This is a genomic window from Uniformispora flossi (genome assembly GCF_049534875.1).
GTDB classification, from domain to species: domain Bacteria; phylum Actinomycetota; class Actinomycetes; order Streptomycetales; family Streptomycetaceae; genus Yinghuangia; species Yinghuangia aomiensis.
This window is the reverse complement of sequence record NZ_JBMULZ010000004.1, coordinates 150,765-164,606: the sequence shown is the minus strand read 5'-3', so window position 1 is coordinate 164,606 and position 13,842 is coordinate 150,765. Positions and strand designations below refer to the sequence as shown.

Below are 13,842 nucleotides of genomic sequence, written 5' to 3'. Positions count from 1 at the left end.
TCAATTCGTGAGGGCCTTTTCCGCCGCGGACTTCGCGGCGTTGTAGATCTCCTGGGAGCGCTGTTCGCCGCGGGCGGTCAGGACGCCTTGGGCGGCGGCGTCGAGGTCGGCGCCCATCTGGTCGACCTTGGGATCGCTGCCCGTGGTGATGCGGTTCTCCGTGCCGGGGTAGCCGCCGATCAGGAAAATACCGTACCGGCCAAGGGAGTTCGTCTGCCGTAGGCAGACCACGCCCGGGGTTCCGGCGACCGGGTCGGGGCACAGCACCTGCACCGGGCCGCCGGGAAGCGCGGTGAGCGCGGAGGCGGGGTCGGCGTTGCCGTCGCCCGCGGCGGCCTGTGCGTCGCCGGGGTTCGCGAACGACGCGACCGCGACGGTGGCCGCGACGCCGTCCGGGCCCGACGCGGTGATCCGGATGAGCTGCACGCACTGGTGGCGGCGCAGGATCGTGCCGAGCGACTGGTTCGCGGCGTCCGCGCAGGTGTTGTCCAACTGCCGTGCGACGACGGTGTAGACCCGCCCCTGGACGGCGATCGTGGCGTCCGGGAAAAGCCCTTCGGCGGTGAACGGCGCGGTGTCCTTGGCCGGGTCGGCCAGTACCGCGGCGCTGCCCGGCGGGGGTGCGACGACCGGCACCGGTTTGAACGTGGGCTTGCCGCCCGCGGTGGGTGCCGAGGCCGGCTGCTTGTCCGTGCCGCTGTCGGGCCACAGGGCCCAGGCGGTGATGCCGCCGCTGACGAGGGCGAGGCCCAGCAGTGTGGCGGCGGTGCGGAGGCGCTGCTTGCGGCGTCTGCGGCGGCGCGTTTCGCGGTCCGCCATGGCGTTCCAGTCGGGTGTCCCGGAGCCGGACCGGCTTGCCGCGTACGGGGTTTGGGGCGTCGTGCCGGCGCCGTCGTACGGGTCGGCCTCGGCCCCGAATTCCGGCCCGCCGGGGCGCACCGACCATGCCATCGTCGTCTCCGACGGGCTCTCGTCGGGCACGGCGGATCCCGTGCCCGTCACGTCGTCGACGCCGCCGCCGCGGTTCGTGGTCTCCGCCACACCGCTGCGTCCGGCGTGCGCACGGCGACGGCCGCGGCCGCCCCGGCCCGTATGGTCCCCGCTCACGGCAGCCTCCCCGCGGTCGCCCGTCGGTCACAGTCCGTTTCTTCGCGCGGCAGCATAGTGGCGCGCGGGGGCCCGGGTTCGCCGCCGGTGGTCGGAACCGCTCCGCGGGCCGGATACCATGGAACCCTCGGAGGGGGCTCGGGGAGCACAGCCCCCCGACGCTCGTTTTGACCGGCACCCCGGAAACCCGGTATTCTGCCGGTTCGTTGTGCGTATTGGCTTGCTTGAGTGAAGTCGGTACGCCGGGCCGCACGAGGCCCCCGGCTGTACTTCCGGATCATTCGCGGAAGTCGCCGGGCTCAGCCCATGCGCCATCCCGTCAGCACACACTCACTGAAGAAGCGAAGGCTATCGACCGTGCGCACGTACAGCCCTAAGCCCGGCGACGTCCAGCGTCAGTGGCACGTCATCGACGCGACCGATGTCGTGCTCGGCCGTCTGTCCACCCAGGCTGCTGCCCTCCTCCGGGGCAAGCACAAGCCGGTGTACGCGCCGCACGTCGACACCGGTGACTTCGTCATCATCATCAACGCGGACAAGGTCCACCTGTCCGGCAACAAGCGGACCCAGAAGCTGGCCTACCGCCACTCGGGTCACCCGGGCGGCCTCCGCTCGGTGCGCTATGACGACCTGCTCGCGAACAACCCCGAGAAGGCCGTGGAGAAGGCCGTCAAGGGCATGCTCCCGAAGAACACCCTGGGTCGGCAGATGCTGTCGAAGCTCAAGGTGTACGCCGGTTCGGAGCACCCGCACCAGGCCCAGCAGCCGGTGCCGTTCGAGATCACCCAGGTCGCGCAGTAGTCACGGCCACAGCCTGACGATCGAAGTTTTGAACAGCCGTGTGAACGGCTGAGGATCGCAAAGAGGAGAATCGTGGCCGAGACCACTGCCGAGGTCCCCGTCGAGGAGACCGAAGAGGTCACCCTCGAGAGCTACACGTCCGAGTCCGTGGCTTCGCGTTTCAGCGAGCCGCAGCCGGGCGCCGCGACGGGCCGCCGCAAGGAGGCCATCGCCCGTGTCCGCATCGTCCCGGGCACCGGTAAGTGGAAGATCAACGGGCGCACGCTCGAGACCTACTTCCCGAACAAGGTGCACCAGCAGCTCGTCAACGAGCCGTTCAAGATCCTTGAGCTGGACGAGAAGTACGACGTCATCGCCCGCATCTCCGGCGGCGGCGTGTCCGGCCAGGCCGGTGCGCTGCGCCTGGGTGTCGCCCGTGCGCTGAACGAGGCGGACGTCGAGCTGAACCGTCCGGCGCTGAAGAAGGCCGGCTTCCTGACCCGTGACGCCCGCGCCACCGAGCGCAAGAAGCCGGGTCTGAAGAAGGCCCGTAAGGCTCCGCAGTACAGCAAGCGTTAAGTCGCCGGCTGGTCTGCATATTGCATCGGACCCCGGGGCACAGTTGTGTGCCCCGGGGTCCGATGCTTTTGTGGCAGCACTTCAGCAGCACCCTCAGCACCCTCAGCACCCTCAGCACTTCTGCACTTCTATCCACGGGAGGTCCGAAGGTGGGACGACTCTTCGGCACGGACGGGGTACGCGGCCTGGCCAACGGCCGGCTGACCGCCGAACTGGCCCTGGACCTGGCGGTCAGCGCCGCACGGGTCCTGGGTGCGGAACGCACCGGGCACGGCCGTCGGCCGTTCGCGGTCGTCGGGCGCGACCCCCGGGCGTCGGGCGAGTTCCTGGAGGCCGCGGTCGTCGCGGGCCTCGCGGGCGCGGGTGTCGACGTGTACCGGGCCGGAGTGCTGCCCACTCCCGCGATCGCCTACCTGACCGGCATGCTGGGCGCGGACCTGGGCGTGATGCTGTCCGCGAGCCACAACGCGATGCCGGACAACGGCATCAAGTTCTTCGCGCGCGGCGGCCACAAGCTCCCCGACGAGGTCGAGGACCGCATCGAGGCGCTGCTCGGCACCGAGTGGGACCGTCCGACCGGTGCCCAGGTCGGGCGCGTGCAGGACCACCCCGAGGGCCATGCCCGGTACGTCGAGCACCTGCTGGCCACGCTGCCGCACCGCCTCGACGGCCTGAAAGTCGTGCTGGACTGCGCGAACGGCGCGTCGTCGCGGGTCGCCCCGGACGCGCTGCGACAGGCGGGCGCCGAGGTCGTGACGATCCACTGCGAGCCCGACGGCCTGAACATCAACGAGGACTGCGGCTCGACGCACCTGGGCGGACTCAAGGCCGCGGTGCTGGAGCACGGCGCCGACGCGGGCATCGCGCACGACGGCGACGCCGACCGCTGCCTCGCGGTGGACGCGCACGGCAACGAGGTCGACGGCGACCAGATCCTCGCGGTGCTGGCGCTGGCGATGCGCGACTTGGGCAAGTTGCGCGAGGAGACGCTCGTCGCCACGGTGATGTCGAACCTGGGCCTCAAGCTCGCCATGCAGAGCGCGGGCGTGAAGATGGTCGAGACGGCCGTCGGCGACCGGTATGTGCTCGAAGCGATGCTGGGCGCCGGCTTCACCCTGGGCGGCGAGCAGTCCGGGCACGTGGTGCTGCTGGACCATGCGACGACGGGTGACGGCACGCTGACGGCGCTTCAGCTGCTGGCGCGCGTCGCGCAGACCGGCAAGCCGCTGCACGAGCTGGCGTCGGTCATGACCCGGCTGCCGCAGGTGCTGATCAACGTGTCCGGCGTGGACCGGGCGCGCGTGCACGTGTCGACGGGCCTGGCCGCGGCGGTCGCCGAGGCCGAGCAGCGCCTCGCGGGGGGCGGCCGGGTGCTGCTGCGGCCGTCCGGCACCGAGCCGCTGGTGCGGGTGATGGTCGAGGCGCAGACGCACGAGCAGGCCGAGTACGAGGCGAACCTGCTCGCCGATGTGGTGCGGGTCGAGCTGGCGGTCTGAGCCGCCGCGTTCCTGCCGAACGGCCTCCGCCCGGGAATCCCGGGCGGAGGCCGTTCCGCATTTCCAAATCTCTGTATTCCGGCATTCCGGCATTTCCGCATTCTCCGTAGGCCGCATGTGCAGCGGTGGGGGTGCGGTCGGACTGCGTCAGAGCTTGCGGAGCCGCAGCCGGCTCACCGAGTGGTCGGCGTCCTTGCGCAGCACGAGTGTCGCGCGCCCGCGGGTCGGCAACACGTTCTGCACCAGGTTGAGTTCGTTGATGTCCCGCCAGATGCCCTCGGCGTAGGCGACGGCTTCCGGTTCGGTCATCGCCGCGTAGCGCCGGAAGTACGACGCGGGGTCCCGGAACGCGGTCTGACGCAGCTTCAGGAAGCGGTCGAGGTACCAGCGGCGGATGTCCGTGGTGCGGGCGTCCACGTACACGCTGAAGTCGAAGAAGTCGGAGACCGCGAGGCGGGGCCGGCCGTCCGCGCCGACCAGCGCGGGCTGCAGGACGTTGAGGCCTTCGACGATGAGGATGTCGGGCTGCCGGACGACGAGGCGTTCGTCGGCGACGATGTCGTACGACAGGTGCGAGTAGACGGGGGCGGACACTTCGGCCTTGCCGGCTTTCACGTCGGAGACGAAGCGGACCAGCGCGCGCTGGTCGTACGACTCCGGGAAGCCTTTGCGGTGCATGATGCCGCGCCGTTCCAACTCCGCGTTGGGGTACAGGAATCCGTCGGTGGTGAGAAGCGCCACGTGCGGATGGTCCGGCCATCGTGCGAGCAGTTCGCGCAGGATGCGCGCGGTGGTGCTCTTGCCGACGGCGACGCTGCCCGCGACGCCTATGACGAAGGGCGTGGGGCGGCGCTCGTCGTTGCCGAGGAACGTCGTGAGCGCGGAATTGAGGCCGCGCGTGGCGCCCACGTACAGGTTCAGCAGCCGGGACAAGGGCAGGTAGACGTCGCTGACCTCGTCGAGGTCGACGACGTCGCCGAGGCCTCGGAGCCGTTCCAGTTCGTCGGCGGTCAGCGGCAGCGGTGTGTTCGCTCGAAGCCGGCTCCACGCCTCGCGGTCGAGTTCGACGTACGGAGACAGGTCGCGTGCCGTGCCGGGCGTGACAGAGGTGTGCACGGCACACATTCTCCCCGGGGCCGTCCGGCGGTCGCCTCCGGGGCGGATCCGGCGCTCCACCCCGTAGGCTGACACTCCAGTGCGGCTCGTGGGCAAACCCCACGGAAGGGATACCAGTCTGTGTGTGGGATCGTCGGATACGTAGGTGACAAGTCGGCGCTCGACGTCGTCATCGAGGGTCTGCGGCGCCTCGAGTACCGGGGTTACGACTCGGCGGGCGTGGCAGTGCTCGCCGACGGCGGCCTGGTGAGCGACAAGCGGGCCGGCAAGCTGGTCAACCTGGAGAAGGCCCTCGACGAGTCGCCGCTCGCCGAGGGGACCACGGGCATCGGGCACACCCGTTGGGCGACGCACGGCGCGCCGAACGACGTCAACGCGCACCCGCATCTGGACAACGCGGGCAAGGTCGCCGTCGTGCACAACGGCATCATCGAGAACTTCGCCGCGCTGCGCGCCGAGCTGGCCGAGCGCGGCCACACGCTGCTGTCCGAGACGGACACCGAGGTGGTCAGCCACCTGCTCGCCGACGAGTTCGGCGCGGCGGACGGCGACCTGGCCGAGGCCATGCGCCGGGTGTGCCGCCGTCTGGAGGGCGCGTTCACCCTGGTGGCCGTACACGCGGACGCCCCGGACGTGGTCGTCGCCGCGCGCCGCAACTCGCCGCTGGTCGTGGGCCGCGGCGAGGGCGAGAACTTCCTCGCGTCGGACGTCGCCGCGTTCATCGCGCACACCCGTGAGGCCGTCGAGCTGGGCCAGGACCAGGTCGTCGAGCTGCGCCGCGGCGGTGTCGAGATCACCGACTTCGAGGGCAACCCGGGCACGTTCCGCGAGTACCACGTGGACTGGGACGCGTCGGCCGCCGAGAAGGACGGCTACGACTACTTCATGCTCAAGGAGATCGCCGAGCAGCCGAAGGCGGTCGCCGACACGCTCCTGGGCCGCATCGGCACCGACGGGCGCCTGCACCTGGACGAGGTGCGCATCCCGGACCAGGTGCTGCGCGAGATCGACAAGGTCGTCATCATCGCGTGCGGCACGTCGTTCCACGCCGCGATGATCGCCAAGCTGGCGATCGAGCACTGGACGCGCGTGCCGTGCGAGGTCGAGCTGGCGAGCGAGTTCCGCTACCGCGACCCGATCCTCGACAAGCAGTCGCTGGTCGTCACGATCTCGCAGTCCGGCGAGACGATGGACACCCTGATGGCGCAGCGCCACGCCCGCGAGCAGGGCGCCAAGGTGCTGGCGATCTGCAACACCAACGGTTCGACGATGCCGCGCGAGGCCGACGCCGTGCTGTACACGCACGCGGGCCCGGAGGTCGCGGTCGCGTCGACGAAGGCGTTCCTCACCCAGCTGGTGGCGTGCTACCTGGTGGCGCTGTACCTGGGCCAGGTGCGCGGCACGAAGTGGGGCGACGAGATCACCGAGGTGATCCAGCAGCTCGCCGAGATGCCCAAGCACGTGGAGAAGGTCCTCGACACGATGGGCCCGGTGCGGGACCTGGCGCGGTCGCTGAAGGACGCCACGTCGGTGCTGTTCCTCGGCCGGCACGTGGGCTACCCGGTGGCGCTGGAGGGTGCGCTCAAGCTCAAGGAGCTGGCGTACATGCACGCCGAGGGCTTCGCGGCGGGCGAGCTGAAGCACGGGCCGATCGCGCTGATCGAGGACGGCCTGCCGGTCGTCGTCGTGGTGCCGTCGCCGCGGGGCCGCAGCGTGCTGCACGACAAGATCGTGTCGAACATCCAGGAGATCCGGGCGCGCGGTGCGAAGACGATCGTGATCGCCGAGGAGGGCGACGAGGCGGTCGTGCCGTACGCCGACCATCTGGTGCGCATCCCGGCGACGCCGGTGCTGCTGCAGCCGCTGGTGGCGACGGTGCCGCTGCAGGTGTTCGCGTGTGAGCTGGCCACGGCCAAGGGGCACGAGGTCGACCAGCCGCGGAACCTGGCGAAGTCGGTGACCGTCGAGTAGGGGTTTCGTCCGGTCGTTTCGTTCGATCGTTCGTGGGGGCGGGTCGGCCGGGTGCCGGCCCGTCCGCGTTTGCGGGAAGGCGTGTGGGCATGGCGGCGCGGTCGCGTCCGGCGGTGGAACTCGTGGATCTGAGCCTGCCGGCGGGGGCGGCGGAGGCGGATGCCGCGCCGTGGATCGCCGGGCTGCGGTCGGCGGTGCGGGGGCTGGCGCCGCGGGCGGACCAGGAGGAGTTCTCCGGGCGGGCGGCGGACACGCTGGCGGTCGCGGACGGGGACCCGTACCGCAGTCCGTTCGCGATCGTGCACGACGGCGCCGCGGTGGGGTTCGGGGTGCTGGACGCGCAGGGCTACCGCGACGAGATCGCGGGTGAGCCGGGCCGACCGGTGCTGCTGCGGGCGTTCTACGTCGCCGCGGCGTTCCAGGGCCGCGGCCTCGGGGGCGCGGCGATCGCCCGGCTTCCGGAGGCGGCGCGGACGGTCGTGCCGGACGCGGACACGCTGATGCTGACCGTGAACGTGCGCAACGCTGGGGCCCGGGCGGCGTATCTCGCGGGCGGGTTCGTGGACGCGGGCGACCTGTACTTGGGCGGCGACGCGGGGCCGCAGCACATATTGCGGATGGCGCTCGCAAGCCGGGGCGTCGGCGCCTTGTAGGGCGTTCGGGGCGGCCGGTGGCCGGGCGGGGGCGGGCCCGGCGTTCCGGAGCGGCCTGCGGGTCGGGGGCGCGTTGCGGTCAGCCGCCGAGGCTGGTGTCGCCGCGGGAGACCAGCAGCTTGTTGAGGAGTGCGTCGAGCTGACGCTGCTCGTCGGGGGTGAGGGAGGCGATGAGGCGTTCCTCGTTCCGCACGTGGCCGGCCACGATGCGGTCGACGAGGTCCTTGCCGTCCGGGGTGAGCCGGATGAGGACGGCGCGGCGGTCGTCCGGGCACGGGCGGCGTTCCACCAGGCCCTTGGCGGAGAGTTTGTCGACGCGGTTGGTGATCGCGCCGGACGTGACCATCGCGGACTTGAGCAGCGCACGGGCGTTCAGCTCGTAGGGCGCGCCGGAGCGGCGCAGGGTGGCGAGCACGTCGAACTCGGAGAAGTCGAGCTGGTGCTGCGCGAAGTACTCGCGGAGGGCGGCTTCGACGAAGACGTGGAAGCGGTTGAAGCGCCCGATCAGCGCCATGGCGGTGGCGTCGATGTCGGGGCGTTCGCGGCGCCACTGGTCGACGATGTCGTCGATGGCGTCGCGCTCGCGTCCGGGGGTGGGGGCGGGGTCGGGGGTGGGCATGTCTCGGGTCCTTCCGGGTGTCGTGGCTGTCGTGGTCGTGGTCGTCGTCGTGATCGTGGTCGTGCGGCGGGGGCTGTGCTGGGTGCGGTGTGCTGCGGCAGTTCTATCAGTCTTCATTATCTCAACGCTCGCATACTTGACGTTCACGTTTCCCTGGCGTAGAACTATCTCAACGTTCAGATAATCAGCGTTGAGGGGATCGGGGCCATGGGTGGCACGCGGATGGGTTCGGCCGGTCGGATCGGCGTCGCGGCGGCGACTGCGCTCGCACCGGCGGCGTGGGGCACGACGTACCTGGTGACGACCGAGCTGCTGCCGGACGGCCGCCCGATGCTGCTCGCCGCGATGCGGGCGCTCCCGGCGGGCCTGCTGCTTCTCCTGCTCGGCCGCAAGCTGCCGCACGGCAAGTGGTGGGGCCGGGCGGCGATCCTCGGGATGCTCAACATCGGGTTCTTCTTCCCGCTGATCTTCGTCGGCGCGTACCACCTGCCCGGCGGCGTCGCCGCCACGATCGGGGCGATCCAGCCGCTGCTGGTCATCGGGTTCTCGGCGATGATCCTCGGCGCCCGGCCGACCCGGCGGGCCGTGATCGCCGGCCTGGTCGGCGTGGCGGGTGTGGCGCTGCTGGTCCTCAAGGGCAACGCGAAGCTCGACGGCATCGGCATCGCCGCGATGCTGACCGCGATCGTGATCATGGCGCTGGGCACGGTGCTCACCCGCAAGTGGGGCAAGCCGGAAGGCGTCACCATGCTGGACCTGACGGCGTGGCAGCTGGCCGCGGGCGGCCTGTTCCTGGCGCCGCTGGCCCTGGTGACCGAAGGCGCGCCGCCGGCGTTCACGGCGGACAACTGGATCGGCTTCGCCTACCTGGGGCTGTTCGGCACGGCGGTGGCCTACGTGCTCTTCTTCCGCGGGATCGACCGGCTCGGCGCGGGCCCGGTGTCCTTCCTGTCGCTGGTCAACCCGGCCGTCGCGACGATCGGCGGGATCGTGGTCCTCGACCAGACGCTGACGGTGTGGCAGGTGCTCGGGCTGCTGCTGGCCCTCGGCGCGATGCTGGCCGGCCAGGCGCCCGCCAAGAGCCGCACGGCGGTGGTTGCCGAGGGCGGGCAGCCGGCAGCGGAGCCCGCGGCTGCGGAGTCGGAGCGGCGCGGGGCGGTCGCGGCCGGACGCTGAGCGGCGGGGACACCGCCGCTGAACGGACGCTGAGCCGCTGAACGGACGAGGGCGGGACCGGATCACCGGTCCCGCCCTCGTCGCGTGTGCGGGCGCGGCAGCCTGCGGCCGGGCGTGCGGGACCGCGTGGGATGCTGGCGCGCGTGATCGTGGGCGTGGGTATCGACGTGGCGGACATCGACCGGTTCGCGAAGTCCCTGGAACGGACGCCGGGGCTGGCCGACCGGCTGTTCACCGACGCGGAGCGCTGGGTCCGGCCCGGCCAGGAACGCGGCATCGCGTCGCTTGCCGCCCGCTTCGCCGCCAAGGAAGCCCTCGCGAAGGCACTGGGGGCGCCGCGCGGGCTCCAGTGGCACGACGCCGAGATCCGCACCGAGGACTCCGGGCAGCCGCGCCTGACGGTGTGCGGCACGGTCGCCGCGCGCGCCGCGGAGCTGGGGGTCAGAAGCTGGCACGTCTCCCTGAGCCACGACGCGGGAATCGCGTCGGCGGTGGTGATCGCGGAGGGGTGAGGGCCGGCGACGCCCGGAGCCGTGCCGGTCGGCCGTGTGGTCGGCTCGGTTACGGCGGGCGGCGCAGGGTCGGGCGCGCGGTTCTTGCCGGGCGTGCGCGACCTCCCGGACGTGGCCGAGTCCGGACCGGGGACGGCCGCCGTCCCGGGTCCGGGGCGGTCGGAGCTGCGGGCGGTCGCGGGCAGGCAACGGGCGCGGGGCGAGGCGGGTCGACGCGTTCGCACGGCCCTCCGGGAGCGCTCGGGCGTGGGGTTCGCCGTGCGGGCGACGCCCGGCCGCCCGACCGGCACAGCGGCGGCATCGGTCTTCCGCCCGCCTTCCTGCCCCGTCCCGCCCGGCCGCGCCCGGTCTCCCGCCCGACACGCCGCTCGGCCCTGGCTTCCTTCGTCCGGGCGTGCGGTTCGCCCGTGTGGCCGGTCTCCCGACCGGCGCAGCGCCGGGCGCAGCGGTGGCGTTGGTCTTCCGCCCGCCCGCCTGCCCCGCTCCCCCCCGCGCCCGGTCTCTCGCCCGACATGCCGCCTGGCCCTCCCCCTTCGTCCCGCCGTGCGGTTCGCCCGTGCGGCCGGTCTCCCGACCGGCGCAGCGCCGGGGGCCGGTCTTCCGCCCGCCCCCGGTCCCGCCCGGCGGCTTCGCTTGGCCCCGCGCCCGACACGCCGCCCGGCCCTGCCCCCTTGGTCCGGTCCTCACCCGACCCGGATTCGCCCGCCTTCCGTCGGTGTGGTTCTCTCCCCGCGCGGGCATCGCCTCGGCTGGTGCGCGTGCGGCACCGTCCGTCCGGCGGAGGCCGCGCCGGACGGGCGCGGTGGGTGCCGGTCGGGTGGAGCGAAGGGAAGGTGCGGCGGTGCGGGAAGCCCACAGTGTCGAGCAGGTGCGGGCCGCGGAGGCGGCGCTGATGGCGGTGCTGCCGGGCGGCGCGCTCATGCAGCGGGCCGCCGCGGGGCTCGCGGCGACCTGTGCCGGGCTGCTCGGGCGGGTGCCCGGCAGCCGGGTCGTGCTGCTGGTCGGCAGCGGCGACAACGGCGGCGACGCGCTGTTCGCCGGGGAACGCCTCGCCCGCCGCGGTTCCCGGGTCGACGCGCTCCTGCTGGCGCCCGAGCGGGCCCACACGGCCGGTCTGGCGGCCTTGCGCGCCGCGGGCGGGCGAATCCACCCGGCCGACGCGCCGGGCTTCCTCGCGGACGCACAAGCCCTCGTCGGCGGCGCCGACCTGGTCCTCGACGGCATCGTCGGCATCGGCGGGCGCGGCGCGCTGCGGCCGCCCGCCGGCGTCCTCGCCGCGGCCGCCGCCCGGTCCCGCGCGCTCGTGGTGGCCGTCGACCTGCCCAGCGGCATCGACGCGGACACCGGCGCGGTCGCCGCCCCGCCCCCCGGACCCGACCGCGCCGCCGGGCCCGCCGGGCTCGACGCGCCCGGCGCCGAACCCGGCCCCGCCGCCGGTGCCGCGGAGGCCGTCGAAGGTGTCGGCGGCGCGTGGCACGAAGCCCCGCCGCAGCCCGCGGACCCGGGGCTGCCCGGCGCCGCCGCCCGCGGCGACCTCACCGCGCACGGCACCGCCGCGCAGGCCCCCGCGGAAGGCGACGCGCACGCCGTGTTCGGCACCGGCATGGCGCTGACCGCGGTGCGCGCCGACGTCACCGTCACCTTCGGCACCTACAAGCCCGGCCTGCTCGTCGACCCGGGCGCCGAGTACGCGGGCGTCGTCGAACTCGTCGACATCGGACTCACGCCCCCCGAACCCGTGCTGCGCGCCGCCCAGCACGCCGACGTCGCCCGGCTGCTGCCCGTTCCGGCCCGCGAGTCGGACAAGTACGCGCGCGGCGTGCTCGGCCTCGTCGCCGGGTCGGAGCGCTACCCGGGGGCGGCCGTGCTCGCCACCGGCGCCGCGCTCCGCGGCGGCGCGGGCGCCGTCCGGTACGTCGGCCCGCGCGCGGTCGGCGACGCGGTGCTCGCCGCCCACCCGGAAGTCCTGGTCGGCGACGGGCGCGTGCAGGCGTACGCGGTCGGCGCGGGCCTGGACACCGGGAGCGAGGCCCGCGCCCGGCTGGCCACCGTCCTCGACGCGGGCGTCCCGGTGCTCGTCGACGCCGACGGACTCACCCTTTTGGCGGAACTTGGCACGTCGGCTTTGGCGCGCGTCCCCGGCGCGCTGCTGACCCCGCACGCCGGGGAAGCCGTCCGCCTCCTCGCCGGCCTCGGCCTGGCGACCACCCGCGCCGACGTCGAAGCCGAACGCCTCGCCACCGCCGCCGAACTGGCCGCCGGCTACGGCGCGACGGTGCTGCTCAAGGGCTCCACGACGGTGATCGCCGACCCATACGGCGAGACCTGGGCCAACCCCACCGGCACCCCCTACCTGGCCACCGCGGGCAGCGGCGACGTCCTCACCGGCCTGGCCGGCGCCCTGCTGGCCACCGGACTGCGCCCCGTCGACGCCGCCGTGTGCGCGGCCTACCTGCACGGCCTCGCCGGACGGCTGGCCTCCGCCGACGGCGTGCCGTGCGCGGCCTCCGACGTCGCCGCGGCCGTCCCGCGCGCCTGGGCGGAGGTCCGCCGGGCCTGACCGCCGGAGCGTCCCCGCCAGCACGACGCGGGTGCGCCTGCCACACTGGGACTCCCGCCCGCAGCCTGCCGCGGGCCACGTACCGCCGAACGACGACCGCCGAATGAGGGGATCCACCGCCCTATGCGTGCCGAAGCCCGGATCGATCTCGACGCGGTGCGGCACAACATCACCGCGGTACGGGACCGCGTCGGCGCGGCCCAGGTCATGGCGGTGGTGAAAGCCGACGCGTACGGGCACGGCCTGGTGCCGTGCGCCCGCGCCGCCCGGGAGGCCGGCGCGACGTGGCTCGGCACCGCCGTCCCCGAGGAAGCCCTCGCGCTGCGCGCCGCGGGCCTCGACGGACGGATCCTCACCTGGCTGTGGGTGCCCGGCGACCCGTTCGCCGACGCGATCGCCGCCGACATCGACATCTCGGTGAGCGCCCGGTGGGCCTTGGCCGAAGTCGAGACCGCGGCGCGGGCGACGGGCCGCCCGGCACGCGTGCACCTCAAAGCCGACACCGGCCTCGGCCGCAACGGCTGCCAGCCGCACGACTGGGACGACCTCGTCGAAGCCGCGCTCAAAGCCGAAGCCGACGGGCTCGTGCACGTCGTCGGGCTCTGGTCGCACTTCGCCTGCGCCGACGAACCCGGCCACCCGTCGGTGCCGCGCCAACTCGCCGTGTTCCACGACGCCGTCGCCCGCGCCGAACAGCACGGCGTGGTCCCCGAAGTCCGGCACATGGCCAACTCGCCCGCCACGCTGCTGCTCCCCGAAAGCCACTTCGACCTGGTCCGCAGCGGCCTGGCCACCTACGGCGTCTCGCCCGTCCCGGACCTGCACAGCCCCGCCGACCTCGGGCTGCGCCCCGCGATGACGCTCGCCGCGACCGTCGCCAACGTCAAGCACGTCGCCGAAGGCCACGGCGTCAGCTACGGCCACACCTGGCACAGCGAACGCGCCACCAACCTCGCGCTCGTCCCGCTCGGCTACGCCGACGGCATCCCCCGGCACGCCAGCAGTGCCGGGCCCGTGCTGCTCGGCGGCCGCCGCCGTACCGTCGTCGGCCGCGTCGCGATGGACCAGTTCGTCGTCGACCTCGGCGGCGACACCGTCGAACCGGGCGACGAAGTCCTGGTGTTCGGCCCCGGCGACCGCGGCGAGCCGACCGCGGAGGACTGGGCGCAGGCCGCCGGCACCATCGCGTACGAGATCGTCACCCGGATCGGGGCGCGCGTGCCGCGCGTGTACCTGGGGGCGCGATGACCGCTCACTGTTGGGGGTCGTGCGC

The 13,842-nt window shown here is 73.3% G+C and carries 12 protein-coding genes; 9 read left to right on the top strand and 3 right to left on the bottom strand.

The annotated features are described in order from the left end of the window. Complete coding sequence (locus tag ACPA54_RS10540) at positions 1-1,107, bottom strand: hypothetical protein (protein WP_423528421.1); 1,107 nt, start codon at positions 1,105-1,107, stop codon at positions 1-3. A 357-nt stretch (positions 1,108-1,464) separates the two neighbouring features. Here ACPA54_RS10540 and rplM point away from each other — a divergent pair, with 357 nt between their 5' ends. From rplM to glmM, 3 genes are all read left to right on the top strand, one after another. Then, positions 1,465-1,908, top strand: a complete 444-nt coding sequence (gene rplM / locus ACPA54_RS10535) for a 50S ribosomal protein L13 (protein ID WP_423528420.1) — start codon at positions 1,465-1,467, stop codon at positions 1,906-1,908. A gap of 72 nt (positions 1,909-1,980) precedes the next feature. Beyond that, positions 1,981-2,466: a 30S ribosomal protein S9 gene (rpsI, locus tag ACPA54_RS10530; RefSeq protein ID WP_345673627.1), complete on the top strand. Its 486-nt coding sequence runs from the start codon at positions 1,981-1,983 to the stop codon at positions 2,464-2,466. A 149-nt stretch (positions 2,467-2,615) separates the two neighbouring features. Then, positions 2,616-3,962: a phosphoglucosamine mutase gene (gene glmM, locus ACPA54_RS10525; RefSeq protein ID WP_423528419.1), complete on the top strand. Its 1,347-nt coding sequence runs from the start codon at positions 2,616-2,618 to the stop codon at positions 3,960-3,962. A 147-nt stretch (positions 3,963-4,109) separates the two neighbouring features. On the opposite strand, the gene coaA is transcribed toward glmM, so the two are convergent. Beyond that, complete coding sequence (gene coaA, locus ACPA54_RS10520) at positions 4,110-5,087, bottom strand: type I pantothenate kinase (RefSeq protein ID WP_423528418.1); 978 nt, start codon at positions 5,085-5,087, stop codon at positions 4,110-4,112. Positions 5,088-5,198: 111 nt separating this feature from the next. Here coaA and glmS point away from each other — a divergent pair, with 111 nt between their 5' ends. Together glmS and ACPA54_RS10510 are read left to right on the top strand one after the other, a co-directional pair. Further along, positions 5,199-7,049 (top strand): glutamine--fructose-6-phosphate transaminase (isomerizing), encoded by a 1,851-nt coding sequence (glmS, locus tag ACPA54_RS10515; protein ID WP_423528417.1) that lies wholly within the window; start codon positions 5,199-5,201, stop codon positions 7,047-7,049. 89 nt (positions 7,050-7,138) lie between these two features. Beyond that, on the top strand, positions 7,139-7,702 hold the full coding sequence (locus ACPA54_RS10510) for a GNAT family N-acetyltransferase (RefSeq protein ID WP_423528416.1): 564 nt from the start codon (positions 7,139-7,141) through the stop codon (positions 7,700-7,702). A gap of 79 nt (positions 7,703-7,781) precedes the next feature. Here the strand turns inward: ACPA54_RS10510 and ACPA54_RS10505 are convergent, their stop codons facing one another. After that, positions 7,782-8,321, bottom strand: a complete 540-nt coding sequence (locus tag ACPA54_RS10505) for a MarR family winged helix-turn-helix transcriptional regulator (protein WP_423528415.1) — start codon at positions 8,319-8,321, stop codon at positions 7,782-7,784. A gap of 207 nt (positions 8,322-8,528) precedes the next feature. Here ACPA54_RS10505 and ACPA54_RS10500 point away from each other — a divergent pair, with 207 nt between their 5' ends. The 4 genes from ACPA54_RS10500 to alr all read left to right on the top strand — a co-directional run bounded on the left by ACPA54_RS10500 (position 8,529) and on the right by alr (position 13,817). After that, positions 8,529-9,497, top strand: coding sequence for an EamA family transporter (locus ACPA54_RS10500; RefSeq protein ID WP_423528414.1), 969 nt, complete (start codon positions 8,529-8,531; stop codon positions 9,495-9,497). Between the two features lie 131 nt (positions 9,498-9,628). After that, entirely contained in the window at positions 9,629-10,009 is a 381-nt protein-coding gene (locus ACPA54_RS10495; RefSeq protein ID WP_345673634.1) for a holo-ACP synthase, read from the top strand. 841 nt (positions 10,010-10,850) lie between these two features. Beyond that, complete coding sequence (locus tag ACPA54_RS10490) at positions 10,851-12,569, top strand: NAD(P)H-hydrate dehydratase (RefSeq protein WP_423528413.1); 1,719 nt, start codon at positions 10,851-10,853, stop codon at positions 12,567-12,569. Positions 12,570-12,692: 123 nt separating this feature from the next. Then, positions 12,693-13,817, top strand: coding sequence for an alanine racemase (alr, locus tag ACPA54_RS10485; protein ID WP_423528412.1), 1,125 nt, complete (start codon positions 12,693-12,695; stop codon positions 13,815-13,817). Positions 13,818-13,842: the final 25 nt, after the last annotated feature.

Excerpts from the sequence above, each read along its gene's own strand:
- coaA (WP_423528418.1), bottom strand. The coding sequence starts at position 5,087 with ATGTGTGCCGTGCACACCTCTGTCACGCCCGGCACGGCACGCGACCTG.
- ACPA54_RS10510 (WP_423528416.1), top strand. The coding sequence starts at position 7,139 with ATGGCGGCGCGGTCGCGTCCGGCGGTGGAACTCGTGGATCTGAGCCTG.
- ACPA54_RS10505 (WP_423528415.1), bottom strand. The coding sequence starts at position 8,321 with ATGCCCACCCCCGACCCCGCCCCCACCCCCGGACGCGAGCGCGACGCC.
- ACPA54_RS10500 (WP_423528414.1), top strand. The coding sequence starts at position 8,529 with ATGGGTGGCACGCGGATGGGTTCGGCCGGTCGGATCGGCGTCGCGGCG.
- ACPA54_RS10495 (WP_345673634.1), top strand. The coding sequence starts at position 9,629 with ATGCTGGCGCGCGTGATCGTGGGCGTGGGTATCGACGTGGCGGACATC.
- alr (WP_423528412.1), top strand. The coding sequence starts at position 12,693 with ATGCGTGCCGAAGCCCGGATCGATCTCGACGCGGTGCGGCACAACATC.